The organism is Microbulbifer celer, from assembly GCF_020991125.1.
GTDB lineage: Bacteria > Pseudomonadota > Gammaproteobacteria > Pseudomonadales > Cellvibrionaceae > Microbulbifer > Microbulbifer celer.
This window is the reverse complement of the sequence record NZ_CP087715.1, coordinates 825,425-841,484: the sequence shown is the minus strand read 5'-3', so window position 1 is coordinate 841,484 and position 16,060 is coordinate 825,425. Positions and strand designations below refer to the sequence as shown.

Sequence of the window (16,060 nt, the reverse complement as noted above, 5' to 3'; positions counted from 1 at the left end):
ATGCAGTACGCCGAACTCTTCTGTCAAAGTAACTTCTCCTTTCTCCAGGGTGCCTCACACCCACAGGAGCTGATTGCTACCGCCCATGCCCTCGGCTATCGCGCCCTCGCGATTACCGACGAGTGCTCCATGGCCGGTGTAGTGCGCGCATTTAGCGAGCTGAAAAAGCACAAACACCAAGGCAACCCACTCAAACTGATCTGCGGCAGCTTTTTCCGCTTACAGGAAGACAACCAACAGCTGGTGCTGCTCGCCCCCAATAAAACCGCCTACAGCGAAATCTGCCAGCTGATCTCCACCTCACGCCTGCGTGCAGAAAAAGGCGAATATAAAACCTACCTGCAGGACGTGATCGACACCTGTCACCAGGCCACTTGTCTGTGGCTGCCCAATAGCGCGACACTGGAAATTCCGGCAACCCTAAAAACCCACTTCAAAGAACGGCTCTACATCGCCCTCAACAACCGCCTGCAGCCAGAACAGAATCTGCAACACCAGCAGATCACCGAGTTCGCCCACGCACAACAGCTCCCCCTGGTCGCCACCAATGCGGTACTGATGCACAACCGCAGCCGCAAACCCTTACAGGATGTCCTCAACGCAAACTTCCACAACTGCACTCTGGACCAGCTGGGTTACCGCCTGGAACAGAACGCCGAGCGCTACCTACGCCCATTACCAGAGATAAAAGACCTGTATCCACAACAGGCAATCGCCAACACCCTCCACATCGCCGAGCAGTGCACCTTCTGCCTGTCGGAACTGCGCTACCAGTATCCCTCTGAAGTTCTGCCGCGCGGCAGAAATGCCAGTGACTATCTGCGGGAACTGGTAGAGGAAGGCATCAGAATCCGTTGGCCCAATGGCCCCAAAGCGCACATACAACAACAGATCGAATTCGAACTGGAGCTGATTGCGGAGCTGGCATACGAGCACTACTTCCTCACCATTCACGATATCGTCCGCTACGCCCGCAGCCAGCATATTCTCTACCAGGGCCGCGGCTCCGCCGCCAACTCGGTGGTGTGCTACTGCCTGCTGATTACCGAAATCGATCCCCACAGAATCGGCCTGCTGTTCGAGCGTTTTATTTCCCGTGAGCGCAACGAACCGCCGGATATCGATGTGGATTTCGAACACGAGCGGCGCGAGGAAATCATTCAGTACATCTATAGAAAGTACGGCCGCGACCGCGCCGGTCTCGCCGCCACCAAAATCACCTACCGCTTCAAAAGCGCCCTGCGGGATATCGGCAAGGCACTGGGCCTGGGCGCTGCCACCATCGAGCGGCTACAGGCCGAACGTACCTGGTGGGATTCCATGGAAGATTTCCCGGCGCAGATGCAGAAAGCCGGCATCGCCCCGGACAGTACCACCGGCAAAATGTTGCCCTTGCTGCTGCAACAGATTCACGGTTTCCCCAGACACCTGTCCCAGCATGTGGGCGGCTTCGTGATTACCCAGCAACCCCTCAGCCAACTGGTGCCACTGGAAAACGCCGCCATGGAAGACCGCACCATCATCCAGTGGGACAAGGAAGATATCGAAGACCTGAAACTGATGAAGGTGGACGTCCTAGCCCTCGGCATGCTCACCGCCCTGCGCAAGTCCCTTTCTTATATGGCGCTGTACGGCAAAAGAATGCGCCTGCAGGACATACCAGCGGACTGCGGGAAAACCTATGAAATGATGTGCCGCGCCGACACCATCGGCGTGTTCCAGATCGAATCCCGCGCCCAGATGAGCATGCTGCCGCGCCTGCAACCGCGGAATTTTTACGAACTGGTGATCGAGATCGCCATCGTCCGCCCCGGCCCCATCCAGGGCGGCATGGTGCATCCCTACCTGCGGCGCAAACAGAAACTGGAACCGATACGCTACCCCCACACAGACCTGGAACCGGTGCTGGAACGCACGCTCGGCGTACCAATTTTTCAGGAACAGGTGATCAAGCTCTCCATGATCGCCGCCGGCTTCAGCGGTGGTGAAGCCGACGAACTGCGCCGCGCCATGGCCAGCTGGGGCAAAAACGGCAACCTGCTAAAATTCCGTGAAAAACTGGTCAACGGCATGCTCGCCAATGGCTATGAACGCGGGCTGGCGGAGCAACTGTTCGAACAGATGAAAGGCTTCGGCGCCTACGGCTTCCCCGAGTCTCACTCCGCCAGCTTCGCCCTCCTCGCCTACTTCTCCGCCTGGATCAAATGCCACCACCCGGCAGCCTTCTACTGCGGCCTGCTCAACAGCTACCCCATGGGCTTCTACGCCCCCGCACAACTGGTCTACGACGCCCAGCGTCACAACGTCAAAGTGCTACCTATCAACGTCCAACACAGCCACTGGCACCACACCCTGGAACTACCAAAGCCGGGACCGTGGAGCTCCAGCTCTGCAACACCAACCCTGCGCCTGGGCATGCGCCTGATCAAATCCCTGAAGGAACCAATCGCAGAAAAAATCATCAACGCCCGTGAACAATCCCCCTTCACCACCATGGAAGACTTCCACCAACGCGTCACCATCAACACCGAACAACGCGCCGCCCTCGCCAGCGCCAACAGTTTCCAGAGCCTGGCAAAAAACCGCTTCCACACCACCTGGGACGCCCTCAGCAGCCAACTGGAACAACTGGAAACCCACACCCACCAGCCCGAAAACAACCTGGAAGACCACACCTACAGTGACTACGCCAGCACCGGCCTCACCCTGCGCGAGCACCCCATCGCCCTGCTGCGCCGCCAACACCAGTACCGCCACCTGCCCAAAGCCTGTGATCTGATCAACTACAAAGACGGCCAACCCGTAAAAATCCTCGGCCTCACCACCTGCCGCCAACGCCCCGGCAGCGCCTCCGGCGTCATGTTCCTGACCCTGGAAGACGACACCGGCACCGTCAACGTAGTGCTATGGGAACAGGTACAGCGCCGCTATCGGTCGGAGATCAAGGGCGGGAATATATTGTTGGTGGAGGGACGCTTGCAGGTTAGTGATGAGGCGGGAGGGAGTGTTTATTCCGTGATTCATCTGGTGGGACAAAAACTACAGTGCCTGAGCTGGGATGATATACAAAACGTTCGAAGCTTCCACTGACAAGTGATCAACGCGGATCACCCGGGATATCAAATCTGCGCTCATGTACAGTTTTAGGCAGCGAAACTCCCAGAATCTGGATATAGGACAGCAGAGCTGCTCCTCCCTAGATTGGGCCCGAAACGATCGAAAATCAGTGTATCCACGCCATCACTGCCCATATCCCCCCCAAACCAGCCTTCACTATTGGTAGAGAACTCCGCACTCCCCAGTCTCACTCTTTAACCCCTAGGTAAGTAATACTACTCACGAGAAACCGGATCTCCATCTAGTTCTGTCTTACCGTGCTCAAGAAACCAGAAACGCTCTCATCACACCCCGCAATTGGTACAAACGTGCAAACCATGCGTTTTTTTGCGAAACAAACCAAGTTTCTTGACCTCCGATTTTGCGTTTCTGGTGAAGTATTTGTATAAAGGCGAAAAATGTAAAAGTAGTATAGGCACACCGCCCCTGAAGCCACATAAACCTTCAAGTAGTAATAAGGAATACCTGTAACATGGAATTGTTATAATTCTCTTTCTGCCACCTATAACCTAGCCAGACAAAGCCTCTCAACACACAAGTTACAAGCTAACCCAAAGCTCCAGACTTGCCGAAAATCTCGGACAGTTCACCATTGTAACCCTTTCGCCGATGCCCCTCAGGATCCACCAAATGGGTATAAGGAGTAGGCATATAAAGTTTCGATTTAACACACCCCTCATGCATTAAAATGACATAACGATTTCTCTGAGCATTTTAACTGAATACCGTAAGCCAAGGAAAAGGAAGATTATGGCATCGCTAAACACCATACTTAAACATACCGCCATACTAATTTTAGTTACCGCAATATCCGCTTGTAGCGGCGGAGGTAGCAATTCCACTCCGAAAACGGAGCCTCCAACAAAAGAACAGCCTGACGATAATCCAGGAGACGATCCCGGCGAGAACCCCGGAGAGAATCCCGGGGACGAGCCAGACGATCCCCCCGAAGAAGAGCCAGGAGAAGAACCCGGTGGTGAGCCGGGTGAAAAAGCGGACACAACACCAGATGCTTTCTCATTCGAGCGATCAGGGAACACTGGTACCGACGTACTTGTCTACTCCAATATAGTGGAAATCTCCGGAATCAACCAACCGGCCGAAGTCAAAATCAAGAATGGACAATACAGTATTGAAGGAAGCGAATTCACTACAGATCCTGGCACAATTGAAAGCGGCCAAACCATTCAAGTACGACATCAATCCGCTAAAACCAATAGCGCCACCACGAAAACCAGCCTAACCATAGGTGGTGTAAGCTCAGACTTCATTTCCAGCACCTCCGCTTTTACCGGGCAGCTAGCTGTCGCCTCGGATGGGCTTGACCTGATACTACTGGGCTTCGACGCCGACGGACAAGTGTACGAGCGGAGTCGTGCGAGTATCCCGGCATTGGAGGATTACAATAAAAATCACCAGATCTTCAGTATTACAAAGCACCCGTCGAAAGCGCTTCTATTTGTCACATCAATGAACGAATGTGAAACAGTCCCTGTAGGGTTTGAATATAACTGCGCAGGCAACGCCAGGATCGACCGCTTTACGTATGACCAGAATGCAATAGTCTACGACGGCCTGGCATATCTAGCACAACCGCCACTGCGCCTGAGTAAACCTACCGTTGAATCTGCAGAAACTTACAAATCAGTCAGCTTTTCAGTAACAAATCAATCTACATCTGCAATCGAAATTTCAGCAGTCGTTCCAGAGTATAATCGTACAACAGAACTCAGCACAGACTGCGCCGGCAACACCCTGGAAATTCGCCAAAGCTGCAATGTAACGCTGAAACGCGAAGGGCAGCACAACAACCCTAGTGCAGTAATCCACTTAAATACTTCTCAGGGAAATTTTAATACCTTTCTTATCGACATTCCCTATGTGCTAGCCGAGCATAGAGTAGGTTATTTCACCCCAAGCTTGATGAGTGATCACGACGTGGGCCTGCCGCTCTGCGCACTGACTGGCTACTACGATGAATATGCAGAATGGTCAGATAACGGCACACTCATCAACCCACCCAGCTGGAATGATATCGGCGGTAAGAACAACAAGGCCGGCGCCTGCATGCTTTCCGGCATAACGTTCAACAGCGATGGCAGCCGTGCTTATGTTACTGAAGCCATGGGCCGTTCGGTTTTGACCTTTGATGTTAATGACTCCGGCGAAATGACATTTATTACTGATAGCGGCCCTATTGAAATCGACCCTGAGTCTAAAATCGCCCTAAACGCGGAAGACACAACCCTATACAGCGGCGCCAATGCTTACACGATAGTAAATGAAGCTTTGCAGCCTTCCGCGAATAACGATCGAACATTGCGAGGCCGAGTAACCAAACTGACTACCGGGCCAAATTATGAGAGCCTGCTGACTTCCATCATCGGCTCATCTGAATTAGAGATTTACCAACTGGATACTGATCCGCTGGCGCCGACTCAGGTCACATCAGTACAGCATGAAAATAGACTGGCCGATTACGACTATTCTGAAGATCTCAGTATATTTACGACTATTGAAATTTTGGGAAGCGAAGAAAACAACACTCCTCCCCAGATCACGTCATACAGTTTTGATGGCGAAACGCTTTCAATGTCAACCAGCCAAGAAATCGATCTATCATTCGATATATGTGAAGCATGTGAACAGCCCTATGATTATACGGCCCACCCCAGTACCGTTCAGATGAACACTAGTGGCTCCCGCGCATATAGTGCCACATATATCAATGCCTACGATGATTACACACGGGAGGGAGCACCATGGCTGGGAGCCATCCTCTCTTACGAAGTCGACACGGAGGCCGGTGAGATAAGCGAGCTGTCACGCATGCGACTGGACGGCAATAGTCGCGCGATGATCCTGGTAGATACACCGGAAACAAATTAACTGGCAATCAACGGGGGTTTGTTGCAGCTACTGCTTACGGTAGCTGCTCCCACCTCCCCCTCTTCCCGTGGCTCACCTGACGAGGCAGCGGTAGGAGGGGAGGGCGGTTCAGAGAATCAACGAGTAACCCCAAAAACAGACGACGTTCCGTAACTGATAGCCGGGGTAGCACCGTCACCCAGCAAGATGTAATTCAGACTATTGGGAGAAAGCACACCCGGCACAGTCGGTGACTCCATCACCGTCTCCAAGGAAAAGGGATCCATCAACACAAGTTTGCTTAACCCCTCATCCAAACCGGGCAATTCCAGACCGACCAGAATATTTTTCCTGCCCTGCCCGTAATTCTCAACACTCACTGAAGTAAAGCGTTGGTTTTTCACTTCGAGCGATGAAAGTGCCTGAAGCCTATGATCCAACACCTGGATCGTTGAGTACTCCCGGCTGTGCGAGACAACGACGACTTCCGACAAGCCATCGCCATCCATATCAGCCGCTTCCACATCCACGATGTCCTCATCCTTGGTTTCCAACCAACCGGTATTTGAATACTGTTGAACATACTGACCGGATTCCAGGGAAAAGGCATATAGCCCCTTCTTGCTCGCCGCCAGGATATCCAGACTGCTGTCACCATCGAGGTCGGCGACTGCAATGTCTTTCCCTTCATCACTGAAGCTCCCGATGTCTCCCCCATCGGACACCTGGAAAACGGTGGATTGGGCAACATCGTATGCTCGTACCGCGCCATCCCGGAAGGTAGCAACCAGCTCCGGCATCAAATCCCCGGTCAGATCCGCGGCAGTAATCGCATTCGCCTCATAAGATAGGTTGGAATCAATCACTTCCAACGCACTGGATGCGGGGTCATATATCCCAACATGACGCGCCCAGTCCTTGTCACTGCGATGAGAAGGATAGCCACCAATGTAGAACTCATCGCTTCCATCCGCATTCACGTCCGCCGGCACATAAACAAACGAATGCGAGTTCAACAGCAGGTCCGGACTGTTACTAACAACCTCTGTGTCCATATCCAGGGCCAGAAATACAGGCCCGGACACTTTGGAATCTGTCGAATTACTGGCAAAAAGAACCCGCTCATCCCCACCGCCCCGCACCACAGTGCCGCCAACAAACTCACCATCCAGCTGGCTCGGAGCGCGTTTCTGCCAGACTATTTCAGCAGGCCCCTCGCTGGCTTTTCTAGCAATACCAAGGCTGGCGTAATCTCTGGATCCCTGTCCGCCCCACACGAGATCTCGCGCACTATTACCGGAGAGATCCAGGAACTTCACCACATGATTGGTGTAGACACCCCCGTCCATACTCCAGAGTTCCACCATTTTTCCATCCTTCAATCCGAGTGCCCGTATATCTTCGGTGGAACTGGCATAATGGCTAACAATCACAATCTCTTCACCGGGATCGCTGTCAATATCCCCCACTGCCAGGCTGTAGTACCGGCCACCGATATCATAGGTCGCTACCCGGGATTGCGACGTAGCGTCAAAGATGGCCACACCTGCGTCGGCAGAATTTCCGGTGGAAATAATTTCATCAATGCCATCGTCATCCACGTCTCCAGCGTGTACCTTCCCACCGAAGCCACCATCCAGAAACCACTTGTTTACATAGCCGGCACCATTAAAGCCGAACACATAACCACTGGAAACAATCAGATCCGGGAAGCCGTCATTGGTCACGTCCCCTAATGCAACAGACGCGGTGCGCCCCAGATCTGCACTGCGCCATACAAGGTTCAGGTTGAGATCTCTGACCTCCAGAGTGCTCTGTGCCTGATTGGATTCACTGACCAGCAGTACCAGCTCATCACTGCCATCATTATTCACATCCCCCACACGTATTGCCGAAACCCCGCCGGCATCAACCTCCAGCACTTGTTGCACATCGCGGTTTTCGCCACCTATGACCACCAGCTTCGACATTTCACCACGGAAACTCTGATTCGCCATGCCCACGAGAACTTCATCAATACCATCGCCATCCAGATCTGCAGCCGCAACCGCCGAGATATACTCCCGGCTACCTGAAAGCGCAAACGGGTAGCTCCAATTCTGTACATAGCCGCCGGCCTCCTGCTCCAGGGTATAAACTGATTGCTCCCCGTCTGTCAGCAACAATGCAAACTTTCCGTCGCCATCAAAATCACCCGCAGACACCCCCTCACCATGTTCCGCAACCAGAGCGCCAGCCCTGCTGAATGGATACTGTCTTTCCGAATCCATAACTGTGATAAGTGTTCCGGCCTCGCTGACAGCCTCATCCGTTACCGCTGCCAGCGTCCAGTTAAACCCGGTTTCACGTGAAAACAGGGGACCGGTGGGCGTCCAGGTAACATTGCCCTCGTCATCCACCGTCATACCATTCGGGCGCGCCATAAAATGAAGCAGGAATGCATCCCCATCCGCATCGACCACCGGAACATGAAAACGCAAAAGCTGACCATAAACAGCAGTTTTGGGAACGCTGCTGGTATCAATGACCGGCGGGCTGTCTAGTACCACAACGTTCACAGTTTCACTAACGTCCTCATCACCGTCAGAGAGAGAAACCGTTACCGCGACCACATCGCCTTTGACAAAATGGACACCGTCCAGACTGCTTTCGGTTTCATCCGCCACCTCTTCACCGTTTACAAACCACTGGTAGCTGGTGGTAAACGGATCGTCTTCCAAGTCTCTCGCTTCGAGCTGAACCTGAATCACGCTATCGGTATATACCTCCTCGGGCAGCAACGACAGTGATTCAATTCTGGGAGGGTAGCCCTCCCCTCCACCGGATGAACCAGAAGAAGACCCGCCACCGGAAGAGCCCGATCCCCCAGCGTCACCGCCGCCGGAAGAACCGCCGCCACAGGCAGAGAGCACTAGCGTAAAAGCAGCAATGATCAGAGAGCAGAACGTTATTATTTTTTGCTTATGCATCCTGCATTCCTTGTGGTCAGACGTGATAGCCACCAGCGAAGAGACAAATCGTTGGCGCCGAAAATATCAATAGCATACGGTATGCTCAGATGTCATTAATACAAGCAAGAGAGGGATTGGCGTCAAATTCTACCTTTGCGCCAGTATTCAGAATAATGAATCCGAATGGACAGCCGGAGTATTCCGTTTTGGTTGGACTGCGGAGAACGCGCCGTTTCTGGATGACACCAGGCGCCCCTTGATCCTGCTTTCTCATGGTACCGGCGGCAGCGTCTCACAACTTTCCTGGCACCCTGTAGCCTTCGCGGAAAGGTTCTTGTGCGCCATCTACGCAAAGACAAACCAGATACAGATCGGGCCAGGATTCATCTCGAGATCGCATCCGATGCAGCAAGCTTTTTCACCGAAAATCTTGATCTCAGGTAGAGAATGTTTCAGAAGGAATGCCAGAGATCATTTGTTGATCAGCGGACGCCATTGCGACGCCGGTTACTCCGTAAGCGGTAATTCTCTCACACCTTAAAACCTCGCCCAGTCAGCGTCTGCAGGTCCTCCCTCTCAGAAACGCGCCTCTTGACCCGCCGCACCGCCTGAGATACCGCACTGTGATGCACACCACCAAACAACTGACCAATCTCCGGGAACGTCATCCCGGCATGGTCCTGACACAACCCGAGACGGTAGAGGCCATTGAGACGTTGCTACCGTGACACGTTGGGGCTGTTGCGCTATCGGACAGCAATGCTTGTGTCGAGGATGGGGAAGACTGATCGCTTACATTACTCATTCTCTTGTCGACCTTAATCGGGATACCCGATGACAAGTCAAGTGACCGGTCCGCAATATGTCTGCTGACACGAGGGGATTCTAGCGAACTGGACGAAATCGGACGAATCGAAATTGTTACTTCGACCATGCTCTCATTGAAGCTCGCTCAAAAAAACGGGAGCCCCGCCAGAACAATAAAGTGTTGATTCCGAGTGTTTTTTTCACCTGAAAAACTGCTATCAGGTTCTGCAGAATAATAGCCAGAGAGGTCGCCACTGCACCACCTACCGCCCCCCATAACGGAACCAATGTAAAAGCCGCCAACATAGCAACAGGTGCCGAAATCAATACAGACCGGCCAAGCTCTCGCTCGTGTCCAGACATGGTAAGAAGATAGCCAACTGACCCGGTAGCCACATTCACAAACTGCCCTATTGCCAAAATTTGCAAGAGATACCTCCCCTCCTCAAACCCTGCCCCGAATAGCTCCATCAGAGCTGTAGGGAAAACCAACATGACAGCCAAGGCCGGAAGCGAGCAAAACAGCATTAACCGCACAGAAGCAAGAGCAAGGCTTTCCATGTCCTGCAGAGCCCCCTGCTTATACATGGCGGCAAAGCGTGGAGCAACCACAAGATTCACGACAGTCAAGATAAAGCTTATCAACATCGCCGTGCGCTGTGCCGCCGCGAGCTGCGCCACAGCCTCCGCATTTAGCAAGCCGCCAGCAACAAACTGCCCCGAAAACTGAATGAGTTGCGACATTAACGTCACCAACCAAAGTGGTAAACAACTATGGAAAATATCACTCCAGCTAGGAGCCCTCCCCTCTTTCCCCAGAGCGCCAATCAAAACCCAGAATCCAGCAAACAACGATATACAAGCAGATACGGTATACACCCAAGCAGATTGCTCTGCTGATGAAACACCCAAAAACAACAGCCCAGCCAAAAGAAGAAAATTTATGACAATATTGGAGAAAAAAACGGACGCTATCAAACGACGCAAACCCTGAAATGCGACCCCAATAATAGCGAGCAAAGATACCGATACAATGCCCGGCGCCATGATTCCGAGCATGGGCGCCAACTCCGGCTTAAAGAAAACCGATCCAGCCAAAAATTCACGAAAAAAATACAGCGCAGACGAGATAACACTACTCGTAATACACACGATTAATACCGCTCTGACCAAAACTCCGCGGACCACCGCCCAATCTTTCTCGGCGAATGCGGAACCCGTAAAACGCAGAACAGTATTATCCAACCCCAAACGAGAAAAGACCGCCAAAAACGTCAATACATTAAACGCGAGGAAAAAATAGCCGGACTCCGTAACGCCAAGAACACGACCAATCACTACACTCATCAGAAAAGATAGTCCTACAGCCAAGGCCCGAGCAAAAAATCCTAAAATAGAGCTAAAAATAAGATCATTATTCTTGAAGATATTCATGTAATATCGTTTCCAGGATGGCGAGTTACAAAATCACTTTCCATAAGAAACTCATCACGCGAAAGTGCACCCTCATGGTTGATCGCAAGTAAGGCTGATAAAGTAGCCCAATTAACTGCAGATAAAATCATCAATTGCCAATAACAACTCTTCAGGTGCGTGAACGGAGAGGGTGCTGGAAACGATTCCCCATGGATTATCCAGATAGCGAAACAGGTCAATCTCATCCCAGGCAATACGACATCCATCAAACTCTGACAGCTTATTACACGTCGCAACTTGATGATCGTTTCTATGCTCATTGAGATCTGCCCGCCTAGGGAAAACTAGGCATGGCTTTGCCATTACCAAACTGTCAATGATAGTCCCCATCCCGGCGTGACTCACGATGAGCTCGGCTGAGGTCATATTCTTCTCGAAATCAACGGGGTGCAAATACCGACACCAACCGAAATTCTTAGGAATGTAGGTCCCGCTACCTACTTGCGCAAAAACTTCAACACCCAGGTTATTAGATGCCCACTTATCAACAGCCGCAACAAGCCGATTGAAACCAAATTGAGTACCTACTGTCAGAAAAATCATATCACTCGCCCCTTGTACATAGGCCCTTCAGAACGCACCAATTCTGGCCATTGTGTCAGCCAGAGGTCAGCCCACCTCTTGGCGATCTTGCCCGAAAAAGATAGTTGTTCAGGGTTTGCAACACTATCAATCCATATAGTTCTACAACCAAATACCCGCCCCCAGAAAATGGTAACCAGGCCCGGCCCTGCACCGGTTGAAATAACCACGTCCGGCCTGACGACAAAAACAACTCGCAGAGTAGTAAAGAAAAGGCAGAACATTCGGATAACACTTTTCCTGCTAGCATCGGGAACGCGAAAATATGTATATCCAGAACCCTCTCTGAATGGGTAATCCACAGTGCTGACGTAGGTCGTATCATACTTTCCGAAAACTGGAGCAAGGCGAAGCAGCTGTTTCCAGTGCCCGCCAAAAGAAGCAACAGCCAATACTTTTCTCATAGCCACCGACCCCAACTAAAAATAATTTAGAGACACCCTTCAACAACATTCATATACATACGCCTATCTGAGGAGCTAAACCTAAACTGGCGTTCGAATTCCACAGGTGACATAAAATCGTAAACTCTACCCTGCCCAACTTCTTCAAAGTTTTTCCCCTTCCAATCTTCATTCTCCGATATGATATTTTTAAGATTCCTCGTAGGAATAGTTATAGAACATTCCAGATCCAACTTTTTACAAATTTTTTCTAGGTAACTTCGATAATTGGACACAAATTCTTCGTAACTTACGAAAGTATGGACACCGCGCCTAGGCAAAAAGTTATAGTGAAGTCTCAAATCATGAGACCACCTCCTAACGCAGCAGGCTAGTGATCGTTTGCCACCCCAATGCCCCGGATATTCATTTGCAGCAAAATACAATGATCTAACATTTTCATATCGTGAACGAATCACATGCAAAAAAACCAAATCAAAATCAACGGGGCAAGCCTTTTCAATAGAGCGAATATGCGCTAGGTGTGCCGGCGTCTTTTCTACAAAAATAAACTTTCCAAGGCTGTCAAGCCGGTCCCTAACGACATCAAAGAAAGCTCCAGGTAGGTCACGCATATTGACTTTAAAATCGTCTCTCGGAGAAAGTCTACAAAGAACATCTCTGCATATTACTTCTTTGGAATAGAACCTTGATCTTAAAAAATTCCTATAGTTCAAATTTGAAAAAAAATGTGTTTCAAAGTGTGAATCTACCTCAGCCAGCGAGAACAGCGCTTGCTGCGCAAGAGTTGTTCCCGATCTCGGGGTCCCAACCACAAATATAGCCCTATATTTCAAAGCAAGCTCCCGGAGCCGAAAAAATCATAGAAAACCCCACCACTCCACGCCGCACGCAAACACCATAAGCGAAAAACCACTCCATAGAAAAATATTAATCACATAAAATTTACATAAGAAGTTAAACAATTGAACGACATAAATTTCTAGCACGTCAAAAATCAACGCATACTATGCAGAACATTTACCTAGAGCGTTCACCATCAGAAAATACAGATTCAAACTGGCGATGCCAGCGACTTTGATAAAACTCTCGAACATCACCTAGATACATCTGCCAGTACTCCTTTCTCGCATCCAGCCTCTCAATTGCAGAGACTATAGAGCACACGGAATGGTCAACTGCAAGCTCTTTACCAGAATACAAACCATTTAGAACTGGCGTATTCGAGTGCAAGAGCAACTTTGAAAATCCGAGCGCCTCATTTGATGCACACATTTGTACTGAATCATCATTTGTTAAGCAGAGAACAACATCAGAGGATGCCAGCAAGTGCCGATATTTCTCCTTAGGTAAGAAACCTGTAAAATTTGCAAGTCCGAAAGCATGTTTAAAACCCTCCCTCTTGCGAATCTTGTTATAATCCCCTGTCACAATTAGATTAAATTTCTTAGCTGCAAAAACGCAAAGATCTAAAATTAGCTCAACAGGCTCATCAATGGAAAAAGAACAAGGAACTAAAACGTTCAATTTAATTTTAGAAACGTGTGAACTGGAAACCTCTCCTTCAGTATCATGGGCAGCAGGTAGCGGGTCTGTCAAAACTCTAGAATTAACACCAAAAAAAACGTCAATTTCATCTTTAACTTTTCCGTTATGGGACAAGACGAGATCGGCCTCTCTAATACATCTCTTCAACCCCGGAAGGGCAGCCCATGGGTATCGCAAAACACCGTTGTGGAAATCACAGGTTACTCTCGTTTCGGAAAGAAAGCACTTTATTATTGGAATCGCGTAAAAAATAAAAGTTGGAGGACCAACCAACACTAACTCCCTAGGGCGACTGACCAAGATTTTCCAAAGAGACCTGAGAAAAGCCACAATATAATTAATTAATTTCAAATACTTTAATTTAAAAGTTGGCCTAACATGGAAATCGTCAAAACCAAGAACTTTCGCTAGGGAAGTTGATCTCGTAATATTGTTGCCCCACGAGACCACCATCCCGCTACACTTATTTCTTTTAAAATACTTTCCACACATCACGAAAAAATCTTATAAAAACTTTGAGTGAACAGCTTCAAAGCAAAAGCGCACCTTAAAAGCTCAACACCTCCGAAACTCTTAAGCCATTCATACTAGTTGCCCTACAATAGGAACCGCATAAGCGGAACCCTACAAATCCACGTCAAAATACTACTCGTGTACTATTCCGCCCTCGTGAAAGGTTAAAAACTAATCAGACTATACCGATCTCAGGTATTATCCACAATATAGAAAAAGCATTATCATGGGCTGATCTAGCTTCCGGCCAAAGAGTTGATTTCGCACTCCAAGGTCACCACCAGCGACAAGTTGAATCGACCCCTATATGATTGAGCAAGTAAAAGCAAGCTGGGGCCACCGCCGCCAAAGTGGCCTCGCCGCCCTCTATCGCCTCATCGACGGAGGCGCCATTTTCATATCTCTTTTGTTCTGGTGTCGTTTTTTTGACCATGAACCGGCTGCGCATTGGTTAACTATCGGTCTCCTTGCCACGGCACTCTTTATATTCTTCGCTGAGTCGGTGGAACTGTACAGGTCTTGGCGTATTGACACCTACTCCCACATGCTAGGCCTGACCCTGTTTGCCTGGATTTCCGTCTGCACCACCTTACTCTTGATTGGCTATTTCAGTAAAACAGGTCAGATTTATTCTCGACTAATCGTAGGTAGTTGGTTCCTTTCTACAGCAGCCGTATTGGCATTTTGGCGCTACGGGTTCCGATTGACGTTATTTTATGTTCGCTCAAATGATCATAATACCCGCACTGCAGCGATCGTAGGGATAACTCCAAACGGGTTACAGTTGGCGAGGAACTTTGCTGCGGAGCCGCATTTGGGTATTCGTATACGTGGCTTCTATAGCGTTCCAGAGTCAGAGAACTGCCAACAGCAGCTTCTAAGCACAATCCCCTACAAGCTACTAGGGGATGTATCCGATGCACTAGCAGCTGCAAAATCCGGCTCTGTGGAGCAGATCTATATAGCACTACCCATGCGGGAAGAACAGAAAATCGAACAGATATTGCGTGCGCTTGCCGATACCACAGCCAACGTACACATACTGCCTGACCTGTTCTTTCATAAACTCCTGCACTCCCGATGGTATCAGGTAGGAGAGAGTCATGTTCTAAGCGTATACGATACTCCAATCGTAGGCATAAACAGTTGGGTGAAGCGCTTGGAAGACCTAGTGATCAGCGTTGTACTACTTATAGCCACCCTCCCGCTCTTACTATTAATAGCCATTTGTATAAAACTCACATCCAAAGGACCTATAATATTCAAACAGCTTCGCTATGGACTGGACGGGCGTCCTATCGAAGTCTGGAAATTTCGTACCATGAACACACTAGAAAATGGCGATACTGTAGTGCAAGCACGTCGCAACGACCCGCGAGTGACACCTATCGGCCGCTTGCTACGACGCGCATCACTAGACGAGCTGCCTCAACTGATCAATGTGTTGCAGGGACAGATGTCAATTGTTGGCCCGAGACCCCATGCTGTCGCACACAATGAAGAGTACCGAAAGCTAGTCAGCGGTTACATGCTTAGGCATAAAGTTAAACCTGGTATTACCGGCTGGGCTCAAGTCAACGGCTGGCGGGGCGAAACAGATACACTGGAAAAAATTTCAAAGCGCGTAGAGCACGACCTGCACTATATTCGGCACTGGTCAATTTGGCTTGACTTACAAATTGTGATCATGACCCCATTTAAAGGGATAGCGGGGGAAAACGCATACTAGAAACAGCGCCCTCTCGCAAAAGATCTTGTTGGCTGCGCAATCAGCTTACTGCCAGTTGAGCCACA

9 protein-coding genes are annotated in these 16,060 nt (G+C 50.0%); 3 read left to right on the top strand and 6 right to left on the bottom strand.

Annotated elements, in window-relative coordinates:
- Together LPW13_RS03300 and LPW13_RS03295 are read left to right on the top strand one after the other, a co-directional pair.
- Window positions 1–3,090, top strand: a complete 3,090-nt coding sequence (locus LPW13_RS03300) for an error-prone DNA polymerase (protein WP_230438025.1) — start codon at window positions 1–3, stop codon at window positions 3,088–3,090.
- A gap of 777 nt (window positions 3,091–3,867) precedes the next feature.
- Complete coding sequence (locus LPW13_RS03295) at window positions 3,868–6,006, top strand: hypothetical protein (protein WP_230438024.1); 2,139 nt, start codon at window positions 3,868–3,870, stop codon at window positions 6,004–6,006.
- Window positions 6,007–6,122: 116 nt separating this feature from the next.
- On the opposite strand, the gene LPW13_RS03290 is transcribed toward LPW13_RS03295, so the two are convergent.
- The 6 genes from LPW13_RS03290 to LPW13_RS03270 form a co-directional block, all read right to left on the bottom strand.
- On the bottom strand, window positions 6,123–8,954 hold the full coding sequence (locus LPW13_RS03290) for an FG-GAP repeat domain-containing protein (RefSeq protein ID WP_230438023.1): 2,832 nt from the start codon (window positions 8,952–8,954) through the stop codon (window positions 6,123–6,125).
- 903 nt (window positions 8,955–9,857) lie between these two features.
- Window positions 9,858–11,177 (bottom strand): oligosaccharide flippase family protein, encoded by a 1,320-nt coding sequence (locus LPW13_RS03285; RefSeq protein WP_230438022.1) that lies wholly within the window; start codon window positions 11,175–11,177, stop codon window positions 9,858–9,860.
- Window positions 11,178–11,288: 111 nt separating this feature from the next.
- Window positions 11,289–11,762 (bottom strand): glycosyltransferase, encoded by a 474-nt coding sequence (locus LPW13_RS03280; RefSeq protein ID WP_230438021.1) that lies wholly within the window; start codon window positions 11,760–11,762, stop codon window positions 11,289–11,291.
- Window positions 11,759–12,205, bottom strand: coding sequence for a glycosyltransferase family protein (locus tag LPW13_RS03275; RefSeq protein WP_230438020.1), 447 nt, complete (start codon window positions 12,203–12,205; stop codon window positions 11,759–11,761). Before LPW13_RS03275 ends, LPW13_RS03280 begins: the two co-directional genes overlap by 4 nt.
- A gap of 26 nt (window positions 12,206–12,231) precedes the next feature.
- A complete protein-coding gene (locus LPW13_RS18220; RefSeq protein WP_407942015.1) occupies window positions 12,232–13,020 on the bottom strand; it encodes a sulfotransferase family protein in 789 nt (262 codons plus the stop codon).
- A 205-nt stretch (window positions 13,021–13,225) separates the two neighbouring features.
- Window positions 13,226–14,248, bottom strand: a complete 1,023-nt coding sequence (locus LPW13_RS03270; protein WP_230438019.1) for a hypothetical protein — start codon at window positions 14,246–14,248, stop codon at window positions 13,226–13,228.
- Window positions 14,249–14,573: 325 nt separating this feature from the next.
- Here LPW13_RS03270 and LPW13_RS03265 point away from each other — a divergent pair, with 325 nt between their 5' ends.
- Window positions 14,574–15,995 carry an undecaprenyl-phosphate glucose phosphotransferase gene (locus LPW13_RS03265; RefSeq protein ID WP_230438018.1) on the top strand — a complete coding sequence of 474 codons (1,422 nt, stop codon included), beginning with the start codon at window positions 14,574–14,576 and terminating at the stop codon, window positions 15,993–15,995.
- The last annotated feature ends 65 nt before the right edge of the window (window positions 15,996–16,060 follow it).

What these genes read in the sequence shown, in the direction of transcription:
- LPW13_RS03300 (WP_230438025.1), top strand. Translation starts at nt 1, where the DNA reads ATGCAGTACGCCGAACTCTTCTGTCAAAGTAACTTCTCCTTTCTCCAG.
- LPW13_RS03295 (WP_230438024.1), top strand. Translation starts at nt 3,868, where the DNA reads ATGGCATCGCTAAACACCATACTTAAACATACCGCCATACTAATTTTA.
- LPW13_RS03290 (WP_230438023.1), bottom strand. Translation starts at nt 8,954, where the DNA reads ATGCATAAGCAAAAAATAATAACGTTCTGCTCTCTGATCATTGCTGCT.
- LPW13_RS03285 (WP_230438022.1), bottom strand. Translation starts at nt 11,177, where the DNA reads ATGAATATCTTCAAGAATAATGATCTTATTTTTAGCTCTATTTTAGGA.
- LPW13_RS03280 (WP_230438021.1), bottom strand. Translation starts at nt 11,762, where the DNA reads ATGATTTTTCTGACAGTAGGTACTCAATTTGGTTTCAATCGGCTTGTT.
- LPW13_RS03275 (WP_230438020.1), bottom strand. Translation starts at nt 12,205, where the DNA reads ATGAGAAAAGTATTGGCTGTTGCTTCTTTTGGCGGGCACTGGAAACAG.
- LPW13_RS03265 (WP_230438018.1), top strand. Translation starts at nt 14,574, where the DNA reads ATGATTGAGCAAGTAAAAGCAAGCTGGGGCCACCGCCGCCAAAGTGGC.